General features: G+C 66.1%; 20 protein-coding genes. 13 read left to right on the top strand and 7 right to left on the bottom strand.

The features are described 5' to 3' along the window. Positions 1–33: 33 nt before the first annotated feature. The 13 genes from PPZ50_RS10925 to PPZ50_RS10865 all read left to right on the top strand — a co-directional run bounded on the left by PPZ50_RS10925 (position 34) and on the right by PPZ50_RS10865 (position 14034). A complete protein-coding gene (locus PPZ50_RS10925; protein ID WP_066691545.1) occupies positions 34–1137 on the top strand; it encodes an LLM class flavin-dependent oxidoreductase in 1104 nt (367 codons plus the stop codon). Positions 1138–1142: 5 nt separating this feature from the next. Next, positions 1143–1709 (top strand): NADPH-dependent FMN reductase, encoded by a 567-nt coding sequence (locus tag PPZ50_RS10920; protein ID WP_066691533.1) that lies wholly within the window; start codon positions 1143–1145, stop codon positions 1707–1709. Next, on the top strand, positions 1706–4051 hold the full coding sequence (locus PPZ50_RS10915) for a glycoside hydrolase family 3 protein (protein ID WP_157092768.1): 2346 nt from the start codon (positions 1706–1708) through the stop codon (positions 4049–4051). The genes PPZ50_RS10920 and PPZ50_RS10915 overlap by 4 nt, the downstream gene beginning before the upstream one ends. Further along, positions 4048–4500: a nuclear transport factor 2 family protein gene (locus PPZ50_RS10910; RefSeq protein ID WP_066691526.1), complete on the top strand. Its 453-nt coding sequence runs from the start codon at positions 4048–4050 to the stop codon at positions 4498–4500. The genes PPZ50_RS10915 and PPZ50_RS10910 overlap by 4 nt, the downstream gene beginning before the upstream one ends. 125 nt (positions 4501–4625) lie before the next feature. After that, complete coding sequence (locus PPZ50_RS10905) at positions 4626–6944, top strand: TonB-dependent receptor (RefSeq protein WP_272815294.1); 2319 nt, start codon at positions 4626–4628, stop codon at positions 6942–6944. A gap of 62 nt (positions 6945–7006) precedes the next feature. After that, the gene (locus tag PPZ50_RS10900) at positions 7007–7909 is read left to right on the top strand and encodes a VOC family protein (protein WP_272815293.1); all 903 of its coding nucleotides are present in this window, start codon (positions 7007–7009) and stop codon (positions 7907–7909) included. 5 nt (positions 7910–7914) lie between these two features. Further along, complete coding sequence (locus PPZ50_RS10895; RefSeq protein ID WP_272815292.1) at positions 7915–9072, top strand: alpha/beta hydrolase family protein; 1158 nt, start codon at positions 7915–7917, stop codon at positions 9070–9072. Next, positions 9069–9854 (top strand): cyclase family protein, encoded by a 786-nt coding sequence (locus tag PPZ50_RS10890; RefSeq protein ID WP_066691521.1) that lies wholly within the window; start codon positions 9069–9071, stop codon positions 9852–9854. The genes PPZ50_RS10895 and PPZ50_RS10890 overlap by 4 nt, the downstream gene beginning before the upstream one ends. Continuing rightward, positions 9851–10780, top strand: coding sequence for a fumarylacetoacetate hydrolase family protein (locus PPZ50_RS10885; RefSeq protein WP_336314561.1), 930 nt, complete (start codon positions 9851–9853; stop codon positions 10778–10780). The genes PPZ50_RS10890 and PPZ50_RS10885 overlap by 4 nt, the downstream gene beginning before the upstream one ends. Before the next feature lie 248 nt (positions 10781–11028). Beyond that, on the top strand, positions 11029–11151 hold the full coding sequence (locus tag PPZ50_RS10880; RefSeq protein WP_269746914.1) for a hypothetical protein: 123 nt from the start codon (positions 11029–11031) through the stop codon (positions 11149–11151). Positions 11152–11297: 146 nt separating this feature from the next. Continuing rightward, entirely contained in the window at positions 11298–12071 is a 774-nt protein-coding gene (locus PPZ50_RS10875; protein ID WP_066691516.1) for a sugar phosphate isomerase/epimerase family protein, read from the top strand. Between the two features lie 63 nt (positions 12072–12134). Continuing rightward, positions 12135–13091, top strand: coding sequence for a sugar phosphate isomerase/epimerase family protein (locus tag PPZ50_RS10870; RefSeq protein ID WP_066691514.1), 957 nt, complete (start codon positions 12135–12137; stop codon positions 13089–13091). 19 nt (positions 13092–13110) lie between these two features. After that, the gene (locus tag PPZ50_RS10865; protein ID WP_272815291.1) at positions 13111–14034 is read left to right on the top strand and encodes a sugar phosphate isomerase/epimerase family protein; all 924 of its coding nucleotides are present in this window, start codon (positions 13111–13113) and stop codon (positions 14032–14034) included. Between the two features lie 99 nt (positions 14035–14133). On the opposite strand, the gene PPZ50_RS10860 is transcribed toward PPZ50_RS10865, so the two are convergent. The 7 genes from PPZ50_RS10860 to PPZ50_RS10830 all read right to left on the bottom strand — a co-directional run bounded on the left by PPZ50_RS10860 (position 14134) and on the right by PPZ50_RS10830 (position 22476). Further along, a complete protein-coding gene (locus tag PPZ50_RS10860; RefSeq protein WP_066687974.1) occupies positions 14134–15636 on the bottom strand; it encodes a citrate lyase subunit alpha in 1503 nt (500 codons plus the stop codon). 13 nt (positions 15637–15649) lie between these two features. After that, positions 15650–16459: an HpcH/HpaI aldolase/citrate lyase family protein gene (locus PPZ50_RS10855; RefSeq protein WP_066687965.1), complete on the bottom strand. Its 810-nt coding sequence runs from the start codon at positions 16457–16459 to the stop codon at positions 15650–15652. After that, positions 16449–17600 carry a CaiB/BaiF CoA transferase family protein gene (locus PPZ50_RS10850; RefSeq protein ID WP_066687963.1) on the bottom strand — a complete coding sequence of 384 codons (1152 nt, stop codon included), beginning with the start codon at positions 17598–17600 and terminating at the stop codon, positions 16449–16451. Before PPZ50_RS10850 ends, PPZ50_RS10855 begins: the two co-directional genes overlap by 11 nt. A 67-nt stretch (positions 17601–17667) precedes the next feature. Continuing rightward, the gene (locus PPZ50_RS10845; RefSeq protein WP_066687961.1) at positions 17668–19122 is read right to left on the bottom strand and encodes an aldehyde dehydrogenase family protein; all 1455 of its coding nucleotides are present in this window, start codon (positions 19120–19122) and stop codon (positions 17668–17670) included. After that, the gene (locus tag PPZ50_RS10840) at positions 19119–20240 is read right to left on the bottom strand and encodes an NAD(P)-dependent alcohol dehydrogenase (protein ID WP_066687959.1); all 1122 of its coding nucleotides are present in this window, start codon (positions 20238–20240) and stop codon (positions 19119–19121) included. Before PPZ50_RS10840 ends, PPZ50_RS10845 begins: the two co-directional genes overlap by 4 nt. A gap of 11 nt (positions 20241–20251) precedes the next feature. Next, a complete protein-coding gene (locus tag PPZ50_RS10835) occupies positions 20252–20998 on the bottom strand; it encodes an SDR family oxidoreductase (protein ID WP_066687956.1) in 747 nt (248 codons plus the stop codon). Positions 20999–21027: 29 nt separating this feature from the next. Continuing rightward, a complete protein-coding gene (locus PPZ50_RS10830; RefSeq protein ID WP_272815290.1) occupies positions 21028–22476 on the bottom strand; it encodes an aldehyde dehydrogenase family protein in 1449 nt (482 codons plus the stop codon). Between the last annotated feature and the right edge of the window lie 50 nt (positions 22477–22526).

The following is a 22526-nucleotide window of genomic DNA, read 5'->3' as shown; positions in this document are numbered from 1 at the left end:
CGCGACAAGCGGGCGTGAAAAGGGAGAGGTCGGATGCGTTTCTCGGTGTTCCTCAATGCACGTTCGATGGCGCCGGAGCAGGACCGGGCGCTGATACACAACCTGACCAGCCACGCCGAACGCGCCGCCGCGCTGGGTTTCGACGCGCTGTTCCTGCCGGACCATCACTTCAACGGCTATATGCCGATCGCCAGCGACAGCTACATGTTCGCGGCGTATCTGGCGGCGAAATTCCCGCACATGCATTTCGGCTTTTCCGTGACCTCGGTGCCGCTCCACCATCCGGTCCGCTTCGTCGAGCGTATCAACATCCTCGACCAGCTGACCGACGGCAAGCTGCTGGTCGGCGTCGGATCGGGCACCACGCCCGAGGAGATGATCGGCTTCGGCGTCGATTACCGCGATGCCGGCGCGATTTCCGAAAAGAACCTGGCCATCGCCGAACAGCTCTGGGCCAAGACGATGGACGACCCGGCGGTCGAAATCGACAACGGCCCGCACCAGGGCCGCGTCCTGCAACGCATCGCGCCGGCCGCCTATAGCGAGGGCCATGCCCGGCTGATGCCGGTGGCGATGAAGGAATCGAGCGCCCGGCGCGCCGCCGAGAACGCATGGCCGGCGTTCATCCCCGCCTTTACCCCGCCCAAGATCGGCGGGACCGAGCCGATGACCCATGTCGCCAAATTCTTCGGCATCTATCGCACGATGCTGGAGGAGGCGGGGCATAGCGCCGACAAGATTGCCCGCGCGCTCGACTGGACGACGCACACCTATCAGCTGGTTCATGTCGCCGACAGCGACGAACAGGCCCGCGACGAGATGATGGCGATCCTGCGCGCCTATCAGGACGCGATCGAGCGTGAAGCGGAATTCAACGCCCGCGCCGAATCGAACGACGCGAACAAGAAGACCGACCGGACACCCAACGCGCTGACCGAGGACTGGATCGGTACCTGGTGCCTGTACGGATCGCCCGAAACGGTGATCGAGCACCTCAAGCCCTACGAAGAACTCGGCATCGGCAACATCCTGTGCGGCACGACCACCGGACCGCTGACCGACGAACGGCTGCGGCTGGGCGACCAGACGCTCCGGCTGCTGTCGGAAAAGGTAATGCCCGCGTTCAGGAAGGCGTAACGGCGATGGCACGACACATCGTTGGCATCGGCGGCACCTTCCGCCCGCGATCGTCGAGCGAGATGCTCGTGCGGGCGGTGCTGACCGAATGCGAGGAACTGGGCGCACGGACGACGATGTTCGACGGCCCGGCACTGGCGGCGCTACCCCATTTCAACCCCGAACGGCCCGAGCGTACGCCCGAGCAGGCGGCGTTCGTCGCGGCGTTGCGCGCGGCGGACGGCCTGGTGATCGGCACGCCCGGTTATCATGGCGGGGTGTCGGGCGTGGTCAAGAACGCGATCGACCTGCTGGAGGATCTGCGCGGCGACGACCGCGTCTATTTCGACGGGATGCCGGTCGGGCTGATCGTATCGGCGGCGGGATGGCAGGCGGGCGGCGTCACGCTGGCTGCGCTGCGTGGGATCGTCCACGCGATGCGCGGCTGGCCGACCCCCGCCGGCATCGCGATCAACTCCATCGCGCAAAAGCCGTTCGCTGCCGACGGTGCCCTGGCCGATAACGGCATCGGCGGACAGATTGCGACCATGGCGCGGCAGATCATGGCCTTTCGGCTGGAGCCGGTGGCGTGATCCCGCTGACCCTCGCCGAACAGGCCAGCCTGACCGCCGGTGCGTCGATGTGGCGCACGGCCGCGATCCCGCACGCCGACATCCCGTCGCTGCACCTGAGCGACGGGCCGATGGGCATTGCCAGCGGGCGCGTGGACGAACGCGATGTCGCGCGGCTGTCGCCCTGCGCCACGGCACTGGGCGCCAGCTTCGACCTGTCGCTGATCGAACGGATCGGCGCGCTGGTCGGCGGCGAAGCGATACGCTGCACCGTCGACATGGTGCTGGCCCCCAACGTCAATCTGGCGCGCAGCCCGCTGGCCGGCCGCGCGTTCGAATATTATTCGGAAGACCCGCTGCTGACCGGCCTTGCCGGGGCGGCGTGGACGCGCGGACTGCAATCGACCGGCACCGGTGCCTGCGTGAAGCATCTGGTGTGCAACGACAGCGAAACCGACCGCGACCGGATGAACGCCGTCGTCGGCGAACGTGCGCTGCGTGAAATCTATCTGTTGCCCTTCGAATTGTGCGCGGCGGCCGGGGCGGGGGCGATGCTCACCGCCTATAACCGGGTCAACGGGACCTGGTGCGCCGAACACGGCCACATCTCGACCATCGTCAAACGGGAATGGGGCTTCGATGGTCCGTTCATCAGTGACTGGTTCGGCACCCATTCGACCGCCGGCAGCCTGAATGGCGGGCTGGATATCGAGATGCCCGGCCCCGCGCGCTTCGTCGGCGCAAAGGCGGTCGGCGCGGTGGAGGCAGGGGACGTAGCGGCGGAACGTGTGGCCGATGCCGCCGATCGCGCCGCGCGCGCCGGGCGGCGCTGGTCGGGGACCAAGACGCCGCCGACCGAAGATGCCGACGCGCTCCTCGTCGAGGCGGCGGCCGCCGGCATGGTGCTGCTGCGCAACGAGGGCGATCTGCTGCCGCTCGTCCCCGGCCGACATGCCCGCATCGCCGTCATCGGCCCCAATGCCGCCGCGCCCTGCTATCAGGGCGGCACCTTTGCCAAGATTGCGCTGTCCCCCGACGCGCTGCGACCGCTCGATGCGATCCGCGCGCGCTATGGCGATGCCGCCATCGTCTATGAACCGGGCGTCGATCCGCAACCGCGCCTGCCGTCGATGCCGGTCACGCCGCGCGACGGTGAAGCGCGGGGGATGACCGTCGATTATTTCGCCGACACCGACCTGACCGGCGATCCGATCTTTCGCGAGGTCCGCGATACCAATTCGCTCGTGTGGTTTGTCGGCGTCCATGACGAAGGGGTGTTCGATCGTCCCGCCGGCGTGCGGGCCAGCGGCTGGTTCACCGCAAAGGCGGACGGCGCGCACCGTTTCTATGTCGGCGCGACCGGTGCCGTGCGGATGCGGGTCGATGGCCGCGTCGTCCACGACCACGCCGAACGCATGGCGGCGTCGGACGTCATGGGGTCGCTGAAACGCGGCGATGCCGACAGCGTCGAGGTGCAGCTTGCCGCCGGTCAGCGGGTGCTGGTCGAGGTCGAATTCACCTATGACGGCGCGCGGGTCCATGGCCTGTGGTACGGCATCCGGACTCCCGACAGCGCGGCCGCGATGCTGGCGCGTGCGGTCGATGCGGCGCGGACCGCCGATGCGGTGATCCTGATGGTCGGCGAAACGTCGGACTCCAGCGTCGAGAGCAAGGACCGCGCCGATTCCGCGCTGGCCGCGGATCAGGTCGCGCTGATCGAGGCGGTGTGCGCCGCGAACCGCAACGTCGCGATCGTCGCCAATATCGGGCATGCCTTCGATGCCGGCTGGGGCGACCGCGCTTCGGCGTTGCTCTCCGCCTGGTATCCGGGGGAGGGGTTCGGCCCCGCCCTGGCCGCCGTGCTGGCGGGCGACAGCGAGCCGGGCGGGCGTCTGCCGGTGACGCTGGCGCGCAGCGAAGGCGACTATCCGGCGTTGTCCCTGCAACCCGATGCCACCGGCGACCTGCGCTATGACGACGACGTGCTGGTCGGCTATCGCGGGCTGGTCGCGCGCGGGCGGACGCCGCTTCATGCCTTTGGCGCCGGGCGGGGCTATACCCGGTTCGACTGGATCGATGCGACGACCGATGGCGGCGACGTGCTCGTCACGCTGCGCAATATCGGGTCGCGGTCGGGTAGCGAGGTCGTCCAGCTCTACCGCCACGATCCCGAATTCGCGCTGGTTGGTTTTGCGAAGGTTACGCTTGCGCCCGGGGAAACGGGCGTCGTTCGCGTGACGCCCGAACCGCGCCTGTTCCGCATCTGGCAGGGGCAGGGGTGGCAGGATCGCGCGGCCACCGCGCGCGTCTCCGTCGGCCCCGCCAGCGACCATCTGCCCTTCACCCTGGAGATTGCGCTATGAACCGTCTTGTCGCCTCCGCGCTGATCGCGACGACGCTGGTCGCATCGACCGTCGCCGCCCGGCCGCGCTCGTCGGAAACCGAACGCAACCGGGCGATCGTCTCTGCCTTTGCCGAGCAATTCTATGGCCGTCGCGACGTTGCCGGCGCGTTCGAGAAGTTCGTGGTGGCCGACTATATCCAGCATAATCCAGGCATTCCCGACGGGCGCGCCGCCGCGATCGCTGCGCTGGCGCAAAAGTTTGCGACGCCGGGCGCGCGCTTCGACGTGAAACGGATCATCGTCGATGGCGATCTGGCCGTCATCCACCTGCACGGCCGGACCGATCCGGCCAGTCCCGGCGGTGCGGTCGCCGACATCTACCGGCTGAAGGACGGCAAGATCGTCGAGCATTGGGACGTGATCCAGCCGATGCCGACCACGGCGCGCAATCCGCATCCGATGTTCTGACGACCGCCGAAATTAAATCGACCCGGCGCTCGATTCAGCCGCTTGACCTGACCAATAAATAGAATACCAATTCTAGTTCTGAACGAGGGGCGGATACGCCTCCGATATCATGGAGAGGGGATCGTATGACGACGTTCCGCCGCATCGCCAGCATGGCGCTTGCTAGCACTGCACTCGGGCTGGTCGCTCCGGCATGGGCGCAGACCGCCGAACCGACCGGCGCCACGCCGCCGACCACGGCGAACGACACCACCGTCGGCCAGGGCGACGACAACCAGCTCGAGGAAATCGTCGTCACCGCGACCAAGGTCACGACCCGGCTGCAGGACACGCCGATCGCGATCCGCGCCGTCAGCGGTGCCGACCTGACCAAGGCGGCGGTGACCGACGTCAGCGGGCTGCAGCGTCTCGCCCCCGATCTCGGCATCACGCCCGACTCGGTCTTCACCAAGATCGCGATCCGCGGCGTGTCCAGCCAGGACATTTCCGAAAGCGCCGACCCGGCGCTCACCGTGTCGATCGACGGTGAATATGTGAACCGACCCGTGGCACTCAACGCCAACTTCTTCGACCTCGAACGCATCGAGGTGCTGCGCGGGCCGCAGGGGACGCTGTTCGGCCGCAACTCGACCGCCGGTGCACTGAACATCGTCGCGGCGAAGCCGGTGCTGGGCAGCTTCGAAGGGTCGGCGACCGCGGGCTATGGCAATTACAACGCGATCTACGCAACCGGTGCGGTCAACGTGCCGCTGGGGAATGACGTCGCGATCCGCATCGCCGGGCTGCACAACGAACATGACGGCTATGTCGACAATGGCGCATTGGCCGGTCGGGGCGATGACGCCAATGTCGATGCAGTGCGCGGCAGCATCCTGTTGGCGCCCGGCGCGCTCGAAGTGTATCTGGCCGGCGAATATGTCGACGTGAACCAGACCGGCCCGGTCCAATATGGCCTTCCGGTCAATACGGCCACGCCGGGGCTTACCGAACTGCCGGCGTCGGTCGCGCCGCCCGCTACCTATACGACGCTGTCGCAACGCCTGGTACCGAGCTTCGTCGATCTGCCCCAGACGTTCGATCCGGCGAGCTTCCCGCTCGGCCGTCGCGGCAATTTCAAGAGCCAGCAATATGCGGTGCGGGGCCGGGTCGCTTACGACTTCGGGCCGGCGACGCTGACCTATATCGGCGGCTATCGCCACGTCGACAATCAGGTGATCCTGCCGCAGAACGGGTTCCTGCCCGAACAGTTCACCTTCTATAACGACCGTTACGACACCCGCACCCACAGCCACGAAGTCCGGCTGAACGGTGGGGCGCAGGGCAGTTTCGTCTGGCAGGTCGGCGGCTTCTATTTCCATGAGAACCAGATCATCGCGCGCGGCCTGTACCTGCCGCTCGCCAGCGCCTTCGCCAACTTCTTCTATCGCCCCTATGTGAAGTCGGAATCCAAGTCCGCCTTTGCCCAGGCGACCTATTGGGTCGTCCCCGATACGCTGAGCTTCACCGGCGGCGTGCGCTATACCGACGACAAGAAGAACGCCGAATACATCAACTACGGCTTCTTCCGGACGCAGAATATGGTTCGTCCGCCGTCGGACGGCAGCGGCCCCGGCGCGGTGATCCGCTTCCCGACCTATGCGGAAGACAAGGTCACCTGGACCGCCGGCGTCGAATATAAGCCGGCGCGCGACAATCTGCTCTATGCGAAGGTCAGCACCGGGTTCAAAAGCGGCGGCTTCGATCTTGTCGGCGCGTTCAATGCGGAAAACCTGACCGCCTATGAAATCGGATCGAAGAACCGGTTCCTGAACAACACGCTAGAGTTCAACGCATCCGCGTTCTACTATGATTACCAGGACCAGCAGGTGCAGGTCTATATCGACACAACCGTCGGCGCGCGCACGTTCAATGCGGGCAAGAGCCGGGTATGGGGTATCGAAACCGACACCACGATCAAGCTGTCGCCGAATGACCGGGTGAGCCTGATCGTCAACTATATCGATGCCAAGTTGCAGGAATTCGCCGGCATCCCGGCGCCGACGCTGACCAATCCGCCGACGAACGTCCCGCGGCTGACGCTGGATCTGGCGGGCAACACCGCACCGCAGGCGCCGAAATGGACGATCGGGATCAACTACAACAAGTCGATCGACCTCGGGCAAGGGTATGAACTGGTCGCCAACGGGTTCAGCCGGTTCAAGTCGGAATATTATCTGACCGCATTCAACTATCGTGGCGACCGGGTCGAAGCGTTCACCACCACCGACCTCAGCCTCGAACTGAAGCTGCCGGGCGATGCGCTCAGCATCCAGGGCTATGTCCGCAACGTCGAGAACAACCGGGTGAAGACCTATGCCGGGTTCACCGGCGGCGGGATCAACATCTACAACTGGAACTTCGGCCAGCCGCGCACCTATGGCGTGCAGGGCACGTTCCGCTTCTGACACCCCCCCGACTGGGCCGGCATCGCGAATGCCGGCCCCCATTCTTCTCCATGGAGGCGAGCATGGCCCGCGTTTCTGAAATCCGCTTCGTCGGCTATGCCGTTCCCGATCTTGCCGCCGAACGCCGCTTCTATGCCGATGTGTGGGGCCTGACCGAGGTCCCGAGCGCCGACGAGATGGTCTATTTCGCGGCCGAAGGGACCGACGAAAAATACGTCGTCCGCCTGCGCGAGGATGCGATGCAGCGGATCGACGTCATCGGCTGGGCGGCCGAAACGCGCGCCGATGTCGATGCGCTGTTCGAACAGGTGAAGGCCAATGACGGCAAGATCATCAGCGAGCCGCACGAGCTGGACACGCTCGGCGGCGGCTATGGCTTCCGCTTCTTCGACCCCAACGGCTTCACGCTGCAGATTTCGGCGGATGTCGAGCGCGGCAGCAAACGCGAACTTGCCAAGGGCGAGGCGATCCCGGTCAAGATCAGCCATGTCGTCATGCACTCGCCCGACCACAAGGCGCTGGTCGCGTGGTATGAAAAGGCGCTGGGTTTCCGCGTGTCGGACTGGCTGGGTGACTTCATGTGCTTCATGCGCTGCAACAGCTGGCACCACCGGCTGGCGTTCCTGCCCGGGCCGCCCTGCTTCAACCATGTCGCCTATGACGTGCTGACGATGGACGACATGATGCGCGGCGTCGGCCGGCTCAAGCGCAACGATGTCGACATCAAATGGGGGCCGGGTCGCCATACGGCGGGCAACAACACGTTCAGTTACTTCACGACGCCCAACAATAACGTCGTCGAATACACATCCGAGCTGGAGGAGGTCGATGACGACCATCACCAGCATCAGGTCCACATTCCAAAGCCCGAAACGATGGATCAATGGGGCAGCGGCATCGGGGGTCCGCAGACCATGCCCAAGCCTTCGCCCGATGCCGGGCTTTGGCAGGCGGCAGTGGCGTAAGCATCATGGCGCTCTACGAACCCTTCCCCAACTACATCTGGAACCTGTCGGTCGCGATCGCGATGGAGAGCGGTGCGCAACTCGGTGAAATCATCGATATGTGCCGGCTGCTGAAGGACGCCGCCACCAATGGTGCCGATGCCGGCACGCCCCAATTCATGGCGGCGTGGGCAGCGATGGGCGCCAAGCTGATCGAACTGGGCGCCGAAGACGAGGCGAAGGGGCGCGCCTTCTCCGCTTCGAACAAGCTGGAGCGGGCGTCGCTATACCTGTTCACTGCCGAGCGGATGCAGGGCCACGGCGCGCCGGGTCGCAAGGAGACGTACGCCAAGGCACGCGAAGCGTTCGACCGGTCGACGGTGCTGGGCAAGCTGCACCGCGAACGGGTCGAGATTCCGCTCGAAACCGGCACGATGCCGGCCCTCTACACCCGCGCCCCGGGCGTGGGCCGCAAGCCTGTCGTCGTGTTCTGCAACGGGCTGGACAGCTGCAAGGAACTGCTGTTCTGGACCCGCCTGCCGCATGAACTGGCACGGCGGGGCATCTCGACCCTGTGCGTCGACCAGCCCGGCTCTGGCGAGGCGCTGCGGTTGCAGGACCTGCCCGTCGATCCGCACAGCGAACACTGGGCGAGCAGGGCGGTCGACTGGCTGGAGCAGCAGAGCGATGTCGATCCGAAGCGGATCGGAATGACCGGCATTTCGCTGGGCGGCCACTTTGCCCCGCGCGCGGTCGCCTATGAACCGCGCTTTTCCAGCGGCGCCGTCTGGGGTGCCAACCACAATTGGCGCGAGGTGCAGGACAAGCGCATGGCCCGCGAGGGTGAGAACCCGGTCCCGCATTACTGGAAACACGTCCACTGGGCGTTCGGTGCCCAGGACCAGGACGATTTCCTGGCGAAGTCGGCAGCGATGAACCTCAATGGTCACATGGACCGGATCACGGTTCCGTTCCTCGTGACCCACGGGGCGAACGATCGCCAGATCAACGTCGCCTACGCCGACGACCTGTATGACCAACTCGTCAACAGCCCACGCCGCGAGAAGGTGATCTTCACCGCCCGCGAAGGGGGTGTGGAGCATGTCGGCGCCGACAATATGGCGTACGGCCGCGATCTGTTGGCCGACTGGTTCGTCGAAACGCTGGGCGGGCGGGCCGCATGACCCGCCGCATCGTCGACCTGTCGATCGCGATCGATCCGGACGTCGTTACCGACCCCCCGTTCATGCGCCCGACCATTACCCGGCAGACCCATGCCGAAACCGTCGCGGAAGCGGCGATGTTCTTCCCCGGTATCACGGCAGAGGCGATGGCGGGGGGGCAGGGCTTTGCCGCGTCGGAAACGCTGACGCTGAGCACTCACAACGGCACGCATCTCGACGCGCCATGGCATTATCATCCGACGCAGGATGGCGGGAAGCCGGCGCTGACCATCGACGAGGTGCCATTGGAATGGTGCCTGCAACCCGGCGTGAAGCTCGACTTCCGCCATCTGCCCGATGGGCATGTGGTCACGGCAGCGGAGGTGGAGGCAGAGCTCGAACGCGTCGGCCACGACCTGCAACCGCTCGACATCGTGCTGGTGAACACCGCAGCCGGTGCGGCGCTGGGACGCGCGGACTTTCTGGGGAAGGGTTGTGGCATGGGCTATGAGGCGACCTTGTACCTGACTTCTCGCGGGGTCCGGGTAACCGGCACCGATGCGTGGAGCTGGGACGCGCCGTTCAGTCATACCGCCGCCAAGGTGGCGGAAACCGGCGACTATTCGCTGGTATGGGAAGGGCACAAGGCGGGCCGCGACATCGGCTATTGCCACATGGAGAAGCTGACCAATCTCGACCGGCTGCCCGCGACCGGCTTCACCGTGTCGTGTTTGCCGGTCAAGGTGAAGCGTGGCTCGGCGGGCTGGTGCCGCGCTATCGCGATCTTCGAGGACGACCAATGAGGCTCGCGACCCGCGCCGATGGCAGCCGCGACGGAACGCTGGTGGTGGTGTCCGACGACGCCGCACGTTGCCTGCCTGCCGACATGACCTTGCAGGCGGCGCTCGACGACTGGGGCCGGGCCGAGCCGGTGCTGCGGGCGCTGGCCGAGCGACTGGCGGCGGGGCAGGGTGACTTGCTTGACCAGGAGACGCTGCTCGCACCCTTGCCGCGCGCATGGCAATGGCTCGACGGATCGGCGTTCCCGACCCATGGCGAACTGATGCAGCAGGCGTTCAACCTGCCGCCGATCGAGACGGACAAGCCGTTGATGTACCAGGGCATGTCGCATCGCTTTTTGTCGGCGACGCAGGACGTGCCGTTCCCGAGCGAGGCGGACGGCATCGACTTCGAGGGCGAGTTCGCGGTCGTTACCGGCGACGTCCCGATGGGATGCAGGGCGGACGACGCGCTTGCGCACGTTCGACTGATCCTCCTGCTCAACGACTGGTCGCTGCGGACCATCGCACCGATCGAGATGAAGACCGGTTTCGGGTGGGTACAGGCGAAACCCGCCTGTTCGGTCGCCTCGTTCGCGGTCACGCCAGATGCACTGGGCGACGCATGGCGGAACGGCCGCGTCTGCCTGCCGCTGACCGTCGAGATCAACGGCGAATGGTTCGGCAGTCCGATCGGTGACGCGATGGCCTATGGTTTCGAGGAACTGATTGCCCACGCTGCGCGCACCCGCGATCTACCCGCCGGAACCATTATCGGATCGGGCACCGTTTCCAACGCGAACCATGCGGAGGTCGGATCGACCTGCCTGTCCGAGCGCCGCGCCATCGACGTCATTGCCGGACGGTCGATGACTCCCTTCCTTCGCTTCGGCGACCGCGTGACGATGCGCGCAGCAGATGCTTCGGCGTCATCGATCAGCGGATCGTGAAGGCCTGAGCCGCGGATGCGCCTCTTTCCGCCTCCGAAGCAGCCATCGAGGGCGGCGTGACAAGCGGATACTCGCCCGGGCGACGACGAGGAGGACGAGAGGTAACGGTGACCCAGGGGTCCCGGCGCAACTGGCGATGCCGCTTGCGGCAAATTTCGGTGCCGAATGGTCGTAGCGTCGGCAGTTGTTACGAGTGAGAAGCGCCGGACCTGCAGGAATAATGCGGGACGGAACTTGAGGAGAGAGACATGTTGCAATCATCCGGGAAACATCCGGTGCGGCGGTTCGAGAATCTGCGCTGCGCATCGATGGCGTTGACTACCATGACCATCTTCGTGGGGTCGTTCTGGCTGGCGGGAATCCTGTTCTGAACGCTGGCCAACGCGCTGCACGGACATCGTCGAACTTGCTTTCCGCGCCGAACGCCGTAAACAATACCGAACAAAATAGCGGGAATGACCCCGCCAGGCATACGGACGCGATCAGCGTTACGGGGCCGTAGAATGGGAAGAGTCCTATGTCTGCGGTCTATCCACTATCCTCCTGTATTGAATGGCAGTTTGCCGAAGCGGGCGACCTTGCCGCGCGCCTGCGCGCCGTCAAGGACGCCGGGCTCGACCTCGCCGAATTTCATCTGTGGCGGGACAAGCCAATCGAGGCGATGGCCGAAGCACTTGCCGATACCGGCATGCGGCTGACCAGCCTGTGCGTCGACCCGCGCAAATCGATCGTCGACCCGACCGAGCGCGACGCGATGGTGACTGCCGTGCGCGAAACGATCGAGGCAACGGCGATCCTCGGCAAACCCAACCTGATCGTGGCATCGGGCTTTCGCGTCGACGGATTGAGCGAGGAAGAGCATTTCGCCAACGCCGTGACCGCGCTGCGCGCTGCCGCCGATGCGGCGGAAGAGGCCGGCGTGATGCTGCTGCTCGAACCGCTCAACACGCGGCTGTTCGCGACCATGTATCTGGTCAGCACCAAGCTCGGCCTCGACCTGGTCGAGGCGGTGAACAGCCCGAACCTGCGGTTGCTGTACGACGTCTGGCACAGCGCGGTGATGGGTGAGGATATGGCGACTGTATTGGCTGGTCGCATCCACCTTGTCGGCCATGTGCAGGTGGCTGACATGCCCGATCGCAACGAACCGGGCACCGGTACGCTGGATTGGGCCGAGGTCATGCGGACGCTGCGGGCGGTCGGATATGACGGGGCGATCGGCCTCGAATATTTTCCGACGATACCGATGGCGCAGTCGCTCGATCAGTCGCGGCGGATGCTTGCCGGTTAATGGCGAGCCGTACTCTCCTGTCTTCGGTGCGTCCAAACGCGCCCGTCAATCCTGGATTCAAGCATGCACAGCGATCAATTCGCGATCAGCCTCGACCTGATCAACCGTCATTATCAAGAACCCAATCGAAACCGCTACGAAAGCAAGTATTTTTGGGAAGAGCTCTACCCGCTGATCGGTGCGGCGGGGTTTCGGTCGGTCGAGATTCCTTACGAACCGGTGTGGCAGTTCGGCGGGCGCAGCGGCGTCCCGATGAACCGCTATTGCATCAACGCCAAATATGAGAATGCCGACAATTATCGTGCCGCGCTGGCGAAGGGCGATATCGATCGGGTTACCGGCGTGACGTTCGATTCGAACCTGTTCCTGCGCAACGCCAACCTCGACTTCTACTTCGGTGCGACCGGCCATTTCGCGGGCGAGGCGCTGGCGCATGCCGCCGATCTGAAGGCCGATTACCTCGCGATCAGTCCGTCGGGCTATTACGGGCGCATCGCTCATTACCATCCCGATCTGGCGGACAAGCTCGCATCCTTCACCGATCGCGTGGCTACTCTGCTCGGCGGCCTCGCAGAAAAGGCTCGGGCGGCGGGCGTCGCGCTGGTGGTGCGCAACGAATATTGGAGCGTGTTCCGTGGCGACCGCATCTTGACGCTGCTGGAACGGCTGCCGGACGACGTGAAGCTGGATGTCGATACCGCCAGCCTGACCATCGCCGGGATCGATCCGGCGGCCTTCATCACCGCGCACCGCGAGCGGATCGGGTGCGTCCACCTGACCGACACGGCGTTCGTGGACGATACGGAGACGTGGAAGACTCCCAATCCGGAGTTCCCCGAGCACCGCGCGACGCAGGTTTTCCGCGATCCGGGTACTGGTAATGTCGATCTGCCGGCTATCGTCGGCCTACTCGGCCAGCTGGGCTATGCCGGACCGATCATCTGCAGCGCCCGCCAGACGCGCGACCCGTTCCGGGCATTGCTGCGCACGCGCGCGTTCCTGAGCCATCTCCAGAATTAAGCCGGACGGAGTCTCCGCGATGCCCAATATCCGCTATGCCAATATGTGCCATTGGAAGAGCATTCCCTATCGGCAGATCAATAATTTCCGAGAGTTCTACTACGAAGACAAGACCAATACCGCCTATTATTCGGACTGGGATACGATCCTGAAATATCAGGCGGCGCTCGGTTTCGACGGGATCGAGATCGCTCCGTGGGATCTGGCCGACATCCTGCCGCTGTTCGGGTCGCCCGAAGCCTTCACCGCCTTTGCAAAGGATCGCGGGGTCGAGGTCATCGGCATGTTCCACGGCGCGCATGCCTCGCATCAGGCCGATCATTTCGATGAAGCGGTTCGTTCGGGGCGCGAGGCGGTCGATACGATCGTGAAGTTCGGCGGCAGTTACATGAATACCTGCCCAACGCAGAACTACTACGGTTCGGGACCGCTGAGCCGCGAAGAGGTGCAGCAATGCGCCAGGGTGATGAACGAGATCGGCCGCTATGCCACCGATCACGGCGTCAAGATCGGGCTTCACAACGAGTTCTTCTGCGCGATCAATCTGCCGAACCATCGCGAACTGATCGAATCGACCGATCCGGCGTACGTCCACTACTGCCTCGACACTGCACAGGTGGCGATCATGGGCGAGGATTTGCTGACCTTCTACCGCGATTATCGTGACCGGATCAGCACCTTCCACCTGAAGGATACCGCTTCGCAGCGGCAGCCGGACAGCGTGCGCTATGCACAGGACCCGGAGATCACCGACGACGGCACGCGCTGGTTCTGGGAACCGGGGCTCGGCACGCTCGATCTGGCGGGGCTGTACCGGATGCTGAAGGAGGATCAATTCAAGGGCTGGATGTCGATCGAATATGACGGTTCGCCCGACCTGCTCGCGTCGATGGCGCTGACCCGCTATCATCTCGATACGGTGTTGAGGCCGATCTACGACTGACCGGTAGGGCAGCGGAAACGTGATCTACAGGATCGGCAACCTGCCGACAGCGGGCTGTCGATCCAATTTTTAGGTCCAGAAAGAGCGGACGGTTGGTCTTCAGCCGGATTGCCGGATCACATCCGTGACGGTGCCGTCGAAATATTCCACGACCGCAATGATCCTGTTACCGCTCGTTCGGGACTTGTCATTGGTTCGGCCAGTCTGTTCGCGTGCCAAGCTGGCCAATTCCTCGATCGACACCAACGGCAGCCCCGCGTCGACGAAGCGCGCGATCAGGTCGGTGCGCAGGGGATTTACCGCGATGCCGGCCTCCGTCACGACGACATCGACGGTCGCGCCCGGGGTCGTCACGCATTCGACGTCACGGACGATCTTCGGGTTGCCCTTGGCACTCAGCCGCGTGGTGATGATGGTCAGCTTCGCGCCGGCGGCCGTATCGGCATGGCCGCCCGACCCGCCGATGATCTTGCCGCCCCCGACCGCCGTGACGTTGACGTTGAAGGCCGTGTCGACCTCGGCCGCGCCCAGGATCATCACGTCCAGTCGACCGGCGACCGCGTCGCGGCGGCTGGGATCGGCATAGAGCGACGCCGACATGGCCTGATGCGCGGCATCGGTACGATACGACGCCACGGCGGCCAGATCGAAGCACTGGACGTCGTAGAGCCGCTCGAACAGGCCCTCGTGGAACATCTCGACCAGCGTTCCCGTGATCCCGCCGGCGGCAAAGCTGCCCTTGATGCCCTTTTGCCGCATGATCGCGGCGACATCGCCGGCCACCGCCAGCGACGTGCCGCCAGCCCCGGTCTGGAAGGAAAAGCCGTCGACCAGCAGGCCCGAGGCGTCGATCGCACGCGCCGCCATCGCCGCGATCCGCAACGATACCGGATCATCGGTGATCCGCGTCGTGCCCGAGACGATCCGGGTGGGATCGCCGATCGAGGGCACCACGACGACCGCGTCGACCTCGTTGCCGGCGATGTCGATGCTGGCGAGCCGGTCGTCCAGCAGATTGTCGGTGACGGCGACGACCCGCCTGGCATAGCGCGCATCGACCATTGCATAGCCCAGCGGACCACAGGCCGACGGCCCGATCGCGCCGCTGAGATTGCCCTGGCGGTCCGCCGAGGGCGCCGCCACGAAGGCGACGTCGATCGGCAACGCGCCGGTCGCGATGGCGCGCGCGCGGCCGCTATGGGTCTGCAGGACGGCCGGATGGCGCAGTTCGCCGGCGGAGATCGCGCGCGCGACCGGACCGGCGACATAGGCGGTGCTGATCCGGGTGATCACTCCGCTACGGATATGCGGCACGAGCGGGGCATGGACCGGGAAGATCGAGCTGGCCGCGACATGGAGATCGCGCAGCCCGCGCGCCGCCAGCACATCGACGACGGCGCGCATGACATCGTCGCCGTCGCGAAGATGATGGTGGAACGAGATGGTCGCGCCGTCGCGAAGGTCGAGCGTATCGACGACCGCGTCGATCGAGTCGAACAGCGGCACCTGCGCCCGCCGCTTCGCCGCCTTGTCGACCGGCCGCGCGCGGAACGGCCGCACCGGGCCATAGCCGTCGATGTGATCGGGCAGTCGGCGGGTCATCGCTCGCTCCGCATCAGTCGATGTTGGCGAGGATACGCTGCGCCTGCGCGATCACCGGCTTGTCGATCATGCGGCCATCCACGGCGATCGCCGCGCCATTCGCCTGCTCGGCCGCCGCGATGACCCTGTGCGCCCAGGCCACCGCCCCCTCGGTCGGTCGCAGCGCCGCATGGACCGCCGCGACCTGAGCCGGGTGGATGCACATCTTCGCGCCGAAGCCCGCCTTCGCCGATGCCGTCATCGCCCGTGCCACGACGTCGGGATCGCGAAAGTCGGTGGTGACGCCGTCGATCGGCGCGGCGATGCCGCCGACCCGCGATGCCAGCACCAGTTGCAGGCCCAGCGGTGCCAGCAATGTCTCGTCGGTGACGCCCAGGTCGAGCGCCAGATCGATCGTCCCGAAGGCCAGTCGGCGAACGCCCGGCGTGGCGGCGATCGTCCGGACATCGGCGACGCCGTGCGCGCTTTCGATCAGCGCGACGACCGGCGCGACCGCACAGGCCCGCGCCAGCCCGTCCCCCGGCTCCGCCTTGGCGAGCATGATCCCGAGGACGCCCGGATGCGCCGCCACGCGCAAATCCTCGTCGAACCACCCGGTCCCGGCGTCGTTGACCCGGAGCAGGACGGGGCGGTCGGGATCGAGCTGCGCCGTCAGTGCGGCGCGCGCGGCGACCTTCTCGTCGGGCGGCACCGCATCTTCCAGATCGACGATGACGATATCGGCCTCGGTCGCCAGCGCCTTGGCGATCCGTTCGGGGCGATTGGCGGGGACGAACAGGAAGGACCGGGCATCGTCGATCCGCCGGCCTGGGTCATGCGGCATGCGACACCATGCCCGGCGCCAGCCCGAGTTCGGCGAGGATCGCATCGGTATGCTCGCCCAGCGCGGGGATCGCGTCCATGCGCGCGTCGGGGCGGCCGGGCGGCAACAAGGCGGGGATCGGTCCGATCGGCGAAGACACGTCAACCCAGCGCCCGCGCGCCGCCAGCTGCGGATGCGCCCACAGCCCGGCCATGTCGTTGACGCTGGCATTGGCGATCTTCGCGGCGTCGAGCCGATCGAGAACCTCGGCGCGGGCCAGGTCGCCAAAGGCCGCCGTGATGATCGCGGCCAGCGCGGCCCGGTTTTCCGACCGGCGCGATGTCGAGGAGAAGCGCGGATCGGCGGCCAGGTCGGGCTGTTCCAGCACGATGGTGCAGAAGGCCGCCCATTCACGCTCGTTCTGGATGCCGAGCATCACCTCCCCGTCCGCGGTGCGGAAAGGGCCGTACGGATAGATGGTCGCATGCGATGCGCCGACGCGCGGCGCCTGGGGCGCGCCGTCATAGGCGTAATACATCGGGAAGCTCATCCACTCGGCCATCGCCTCCAGCATCGACACGTCGATATGGCGGCCCTTGCCGGTGCGGCCACGCTCGATCAGCGCGGCTAGGATATTGGTATAGGCGTACATGCCCGCGGCGATGTCGGCGATCGAACAGCCCGCCTTCGCCGGTTCGTCGGGGGTGCCGGTCACCGACAGGAAACCCGACTCGCTCTGGATCAGCAAGTCATAGGCCTTGCGATCGCGATGCGGTCCGTCCTGGCCATAGCCGGAGATGTCGCACACGATCAGTCGCGGATGCGCGTCGTGCAGCGTCGCGAAGTCCAGGCCCATGCGCTGCGACGCGCCGGGGGCGAGGTTCTGGACCAGCACATCCGCCTTGTCGATCAGCCGCGACAGGACGGCTATGCCCTGCGGCGACTTCAGGTCGAGCGCCAGGCTTTCCTTCGACCGGTTGCACCACACGAAATGCGAGGAGAGGCCACCGACCCGTTCGTCATAGGCACGCGCGAAGTCGCCGCTTTCGGGGCGTTCGACCTTGATGACGCGGGCGCCCAGATCGGCGAGCTGCCGGGTGGCGAACGGCGCGGCGATCGCATGCTCCAGGCTGACGACGGTAATGCCTTCGAGAGGGCGCATGGCCGCTATTCCCTTGAATGGTTCGCTGGAGTGGCGGGGCGGCCGATGGAGCCGCCCCGGCCGGTCATCACTTGCGGAACATGTAGGTCTTGGTGTTGGTGAACTCGGCCAGCCCCTCCGCGCCGTTCTCGACGCCCAGGCCCGACTGTTTGTGGCCGCCGAAGGGGATGTCGATCCCGTGGATATGGATCTCGTTGACCCAGACCGTGCCGGTCTCCAGCCGCTTGGCGACGGCGATGGCGGCATCGCGGTCGCGGCCCCAGACCGATCCGGCGAGGCCGAAGGGCGTGTCGTTGGCCTTGGCGATCACCTCCTCGACATCGTCGAAGGCGATGATCGGCAGGATCGGGCCGAACGGCTCCTCCTTGACGATACGGCTGGTCTCGGGCGGGTTGTCGACGATGGTGACGGGCACGAAATTGCCCGCCAGGCTCTCGTCGATCGTACCGCCCAGCGGGACGGTGTAGCCGTTCGCCTTCACATCGGCGAACAGGTCCTTCAGCTTGTCATACTGCATCCGGTTCTGGATCGGGCCGAGATCGGTCGCCGGGTCCATGCCGTCGCCGACCGTCTGCTGACGGCCATATTCGACGAAGGCGGCGACGAAGGCGGCATGGATCGAACGGTGGACGTACAGGCGCTTGGAGGCGATGCACCACTGGCCCGAATTGCCGAACGCGGCCCAGAACAGGGTGGGGATCAGCGGCTCCCAATCGGCATCGGCCAGCACGATCGCGGCGTCGTTGCCGCCGAGTTCCAGCGTGATCCGCTTCAGGTTCGACGCGCCCGACGCCATCACCTTCTTGCCGGTGGCGGTCGAGCCGGTGAAGCTGATCTTGGCGATGTCGGGATGTTCGGTCATCTGCGCGCCCAGATCGTTGCCGCCCGATACGATGTTGAGCACGCCGGCCGGGAACACCCGCTGCGCGATCTCGCCGAAGCGCAGCGTGCACAGTGGGGTATAGGGCGACGGCTTCATCACCATCGTGTTGCCGGTCAACAGGCACGGCGCAATCTTCCACAGGCCCAGCAGCACGGGGAAGTTCCACGGCGTGATCGCACCGACGACGCCCAGCGGGGTGTGGTGCACCTCGACGATATGATCGTCGGTGTCCTCGATCACCTCGACCGGCAGTTCGCGCTTGGCGACCTCGCGGACCCAGTAGATCGCGGCCTCCACCTCGCCGGTCGCCATGCTGTGGCGCGGCTTGCCCTGTTCGAGGGTCAGCAGCGTGATCAGCTCGTCCTTGTTCGCCTCCAGCGCGTCGGCATAGGCGGTGACATAGGCGCCACGCTCGGCCCAGGGCAGCGCCGACCAGCCGGGGAACGCCGCCTTCGCGGCCGCGATCGCGGCCTCCATATGCTCGGCGGTGCCCTCGGGCGCCTGGGCCAGCACCTGGTTGGTGGCGGGGTTGAGGACGTCGAACGACTTGTTCGTCTCGACCAGCTTGCCGTCGATCGTCAGCGCATAGGGGCCGGCGAAATCGATGGTCAGCGGCGCGTCGGTGAGAGTAGCGGTCATGCGTTGGCTCCTGAAGCGGGACGTACGATGGGTTTCAGCACCCGGCCGGACTCGGAGTCCGCGATCGCCTGGTTGATGTCGGCAAGGTCGTAGAACGCTATCAGGCGGTCGAACGGGAAGCGGCCGGCGCGCCACAATTCGATCAGCTGCGGGATGAACACCTGCGGCACGCTGTCGCCTTCGATGATGCCGCGCACCGTGCGCCCGAACAGCAGGGTGTTCATGTCCAGGCTGGCGCAATCGCCCAGGTTCGCCGCGCCGATCAGGCCGCAGGTGCCGGGGATGCGCAACGCCTCCACCGCCTGCGCCAGCACCTTGGGGTTGCCGGTGCATTCCAGCGTGAAGTCGGCGCCGCCCGTGCCGGTGATCTCCCTGATCCGCTCGACCGCATCCTCCTTGCCGGCGTTCACGCCGTGCGTCGCGCCCAGTTCCTTGGCCAGCGCCAGGCGGTCGTCATGCAGGTCGACGAGGATGATCGTGGTGCAGCCGACCGCCGCGGCCGCCATGGCCGCCGACAGCCCGACCGAGCCCGCGCCGAAGATCGCGATCGACGAGGCGGCGGGCGGCTTCAGCGCGTTCAGCACCGCGCCCGCGCCGGTCTGGATACCGCAGCCCAGCGGCCCCATCAGCTCGAGCGGCACGTCGCTGCGGATCTTGATGGCGTTGCGCTCGGTGGCGATGGCATAGGTGCCGAAGCTCGATTGCGCGAAGAAGGCGCTGCCCAGCGGATGGCCATGCGCGTCGCAGACGGCCTGGCTGCCGTCCATGCGGCTGCCCTTGAAATTGCGGTCGTAGAATTCGACGCAATAGCCCGGCCGGCCCGAGCGGCACTCGCCGCAGCGGCCGCAATGGCCATAGGACAGGACGACATGATCGCCGGGGGCCAGGGTGGTGACGCCGTCGCCGACCTGCTCGACCACGCCCGCGCCCTCATGCCCTAGGACCAGGGGCAGCGGCACGGGATAGCCCTGATCGCGCACCACCATGTCGGTGTGGCACACGCCGGTGCCGACGATCCGGACCAGGACCTCGCCGGTGCGCGGCGCCTCGAACCGGGCGTCGACGATCTCCAGCGGCTGCGATTTCTCGCGCGCGACGGCGGCTTTTCCTTCGATCATCCCTTCGCTCCTCAAATCGTGCGACCGCCATCCACCGGCAGTTCGACGCCGGTGATGAAATCGGACTGGGCGAGATACATGGCGGCATCGGCGACATCGCCGGGTTCGCAGAACCGACCGAGCGGGATCGAGCCCAGGAATTTCTGACGGTTTTCGGGCGTGTCGGGCATGCCCATGAAATCCTCGAGCATGCCGGTGACGCCCATGACCGGACAGATCACGTTGACGCGGATCTTCCACGGCGCCAGTTCGACCGCCAGGCTCTTCGACAGCATGTTGGTCGCGCCCTTGGAGCCATTATACCAGGTCAGGCCCGGACGCGGCCGGATGCCGGCGACCGATCCGACGTTCAGGATGACCCCGCCGCCATTGTCGCGCATGGCGGGCACCACGGCGTGCACCATGTGATAGATCGACTTGATGTTGACGTTCAGGACGCGGTCGAACGTCGCCTCGTCCACGTCGAGCAGCGGCTGGTTCTTGTGGGTATAGCCGGCATTGTTGACGACGATGTCGGGCACGCCGAACGTGTCGATCGTCGCCTGGACCGCCGCATCGATGGCGGCGCGCGCGGTGACGTCGGCCTGCACGCCGATCGCGCGGCCCTCGCCGATCGCGTCGGCGACCGCGCGGGCCTTGTCGCCGTTCAGATCGACGATCACCACCCGGGCGCCGGCCGCGGCATAGCGGTGGGCGATCGCTTCCCCAAAGCCACTGGCCGCGCCGGTGACGATGGCGATCTTACCGTTCAAGTCCATACCCTATCCTCTTCCTAAGTCCGCGGGGCTCACCCGTGGTTGAGCACCATCGTCTTGGTCTTGCTGAAATCATGCAGGGCGGCGAAGCCCTTTTCGCGGCCATGCCCGCTCTTGCCCGAACCTCCGAAGGGCAGCTCGATACCGGCGCCCGCGCCATAGCAGTTCACGAAGACCTGGCCGGAGCGGATGCGCTTGACGAGCCGCATCTGGCGCGCGCCGTCGCGGGTCCAGACCGCCGCGACCAGCCCGTAATCGGTGCCGTTGGCGAGGCGTATCGCATCGGCCTCGTCATCGAAGGGCTGGATGGTCAGCACCGGGCCGAACACCTCCTCCTGCGCGATGACGTTGCCGCGCGGCACCGGGCCGAACAGCGTCGGCTTCACATAATAGCCGTCCGCCGCGATACCCTCGGCCAGCACGCCCTGCGCGAGCACCGGCACGCCGTCCGCCTCGGCGCGGTCGATGAAGGACTGTACCCGGCGCTGCTGCTTGGCGGTGATGATCGGGCCGCAGTCGAGGTTCATCTCGGGCGCGCCGACACGGACCTTGGCGAAGGCGTCGGCGAGCCGTTCGACAAAGGCGTCATAGGCCGAGCGCTCGACCAGCACGCGGCTGCCCGCCGAACAGGTCTGGCCGCTATTCTGGATGATCGCCTTGACGATCACCGGGATGGCCGCATCGAAATCGGCATCGGCGAAGACGACCTGCGGCGACTTGCCGCCCAGTTCGAGGGTGCAGGTGATGTAATGATCGGCGCACAGCTTCTGGATGACCTGGCCCACTTCGGGCGAGCCGGTGAACGACATGAAGTCGACGCCCTGATGCGCGGCCAGCGCGGCGCCCGCGACCTGCCCCTTGCCGGTGACGATGTTGATCGCGCCCTCGGGGAAACCCGCCTCGGCCGCGAGTTCGACCAGACGCAGCGAGGTGGCGCAGGCGTCCTCCGCCGGCTTCAGCACGGTCGCGTTTCCGACCGCCAGCGACGGCGCCAGGGTGCGGCCGAACATCTGCGCGGGATAGTTCCAGGGCAGGATATGCCCGGTCACGCCGTGCGGTTCGTGCAGCACGCCGACATGATAGCCGGGCAGATAGGGAATGGTCTCGCCGTGCAGCTTGTCCGCCGCGCCGCCATAGAATTCGAAATAGCGGGCGAGCGCGACGATATCGGCATCGGCGACGCCCTTGGGCTTGCCGGTGTCCTTGGCCTCGATCGCCGAGAGTTCCTGTGCGTGCGCCAGGATCGCGTCGCCCAGCCGCATCAGCATCCGGCCGCGCTCGGTGGCGGTGGTGCGGCCCCAGGCGCCCTCGTCATACGCCTTGCGCGCGGCCGCGACCGCCAGGTCGACATCGGCGGCCGTGCTGTCGGCGATCGTGCCGAAGCTCTTGCCCGTCGCCGGTTCGTAGATGGGCATGGTCGCGCCCTCGACCGGATCGGCCCAGGCCCCGTCGATGAAATTGCGGCTGAAGTCGGTTTTCATACGCTCGCTCCCGGTCACCGTCGCGGCCTGGCGGACCAACGATCGGGGGG

This window comes from Sphingomonas hankookensis (assembly GCF_028551275.1).
In the GTDB taxonomy this organism is placed as follows: domain Bacteria; phylum Pseudomonadota; class Alphaproteobacteria; order Sphingomonadales; family Sphingomonadaceae; genus Sphingomonas; species Sphingomonas hankookensis_A.
Note: the sequence above shows the minus strand (reverse complement) of the source record. Positions and strands in the feature narration are given on the sequence as shown.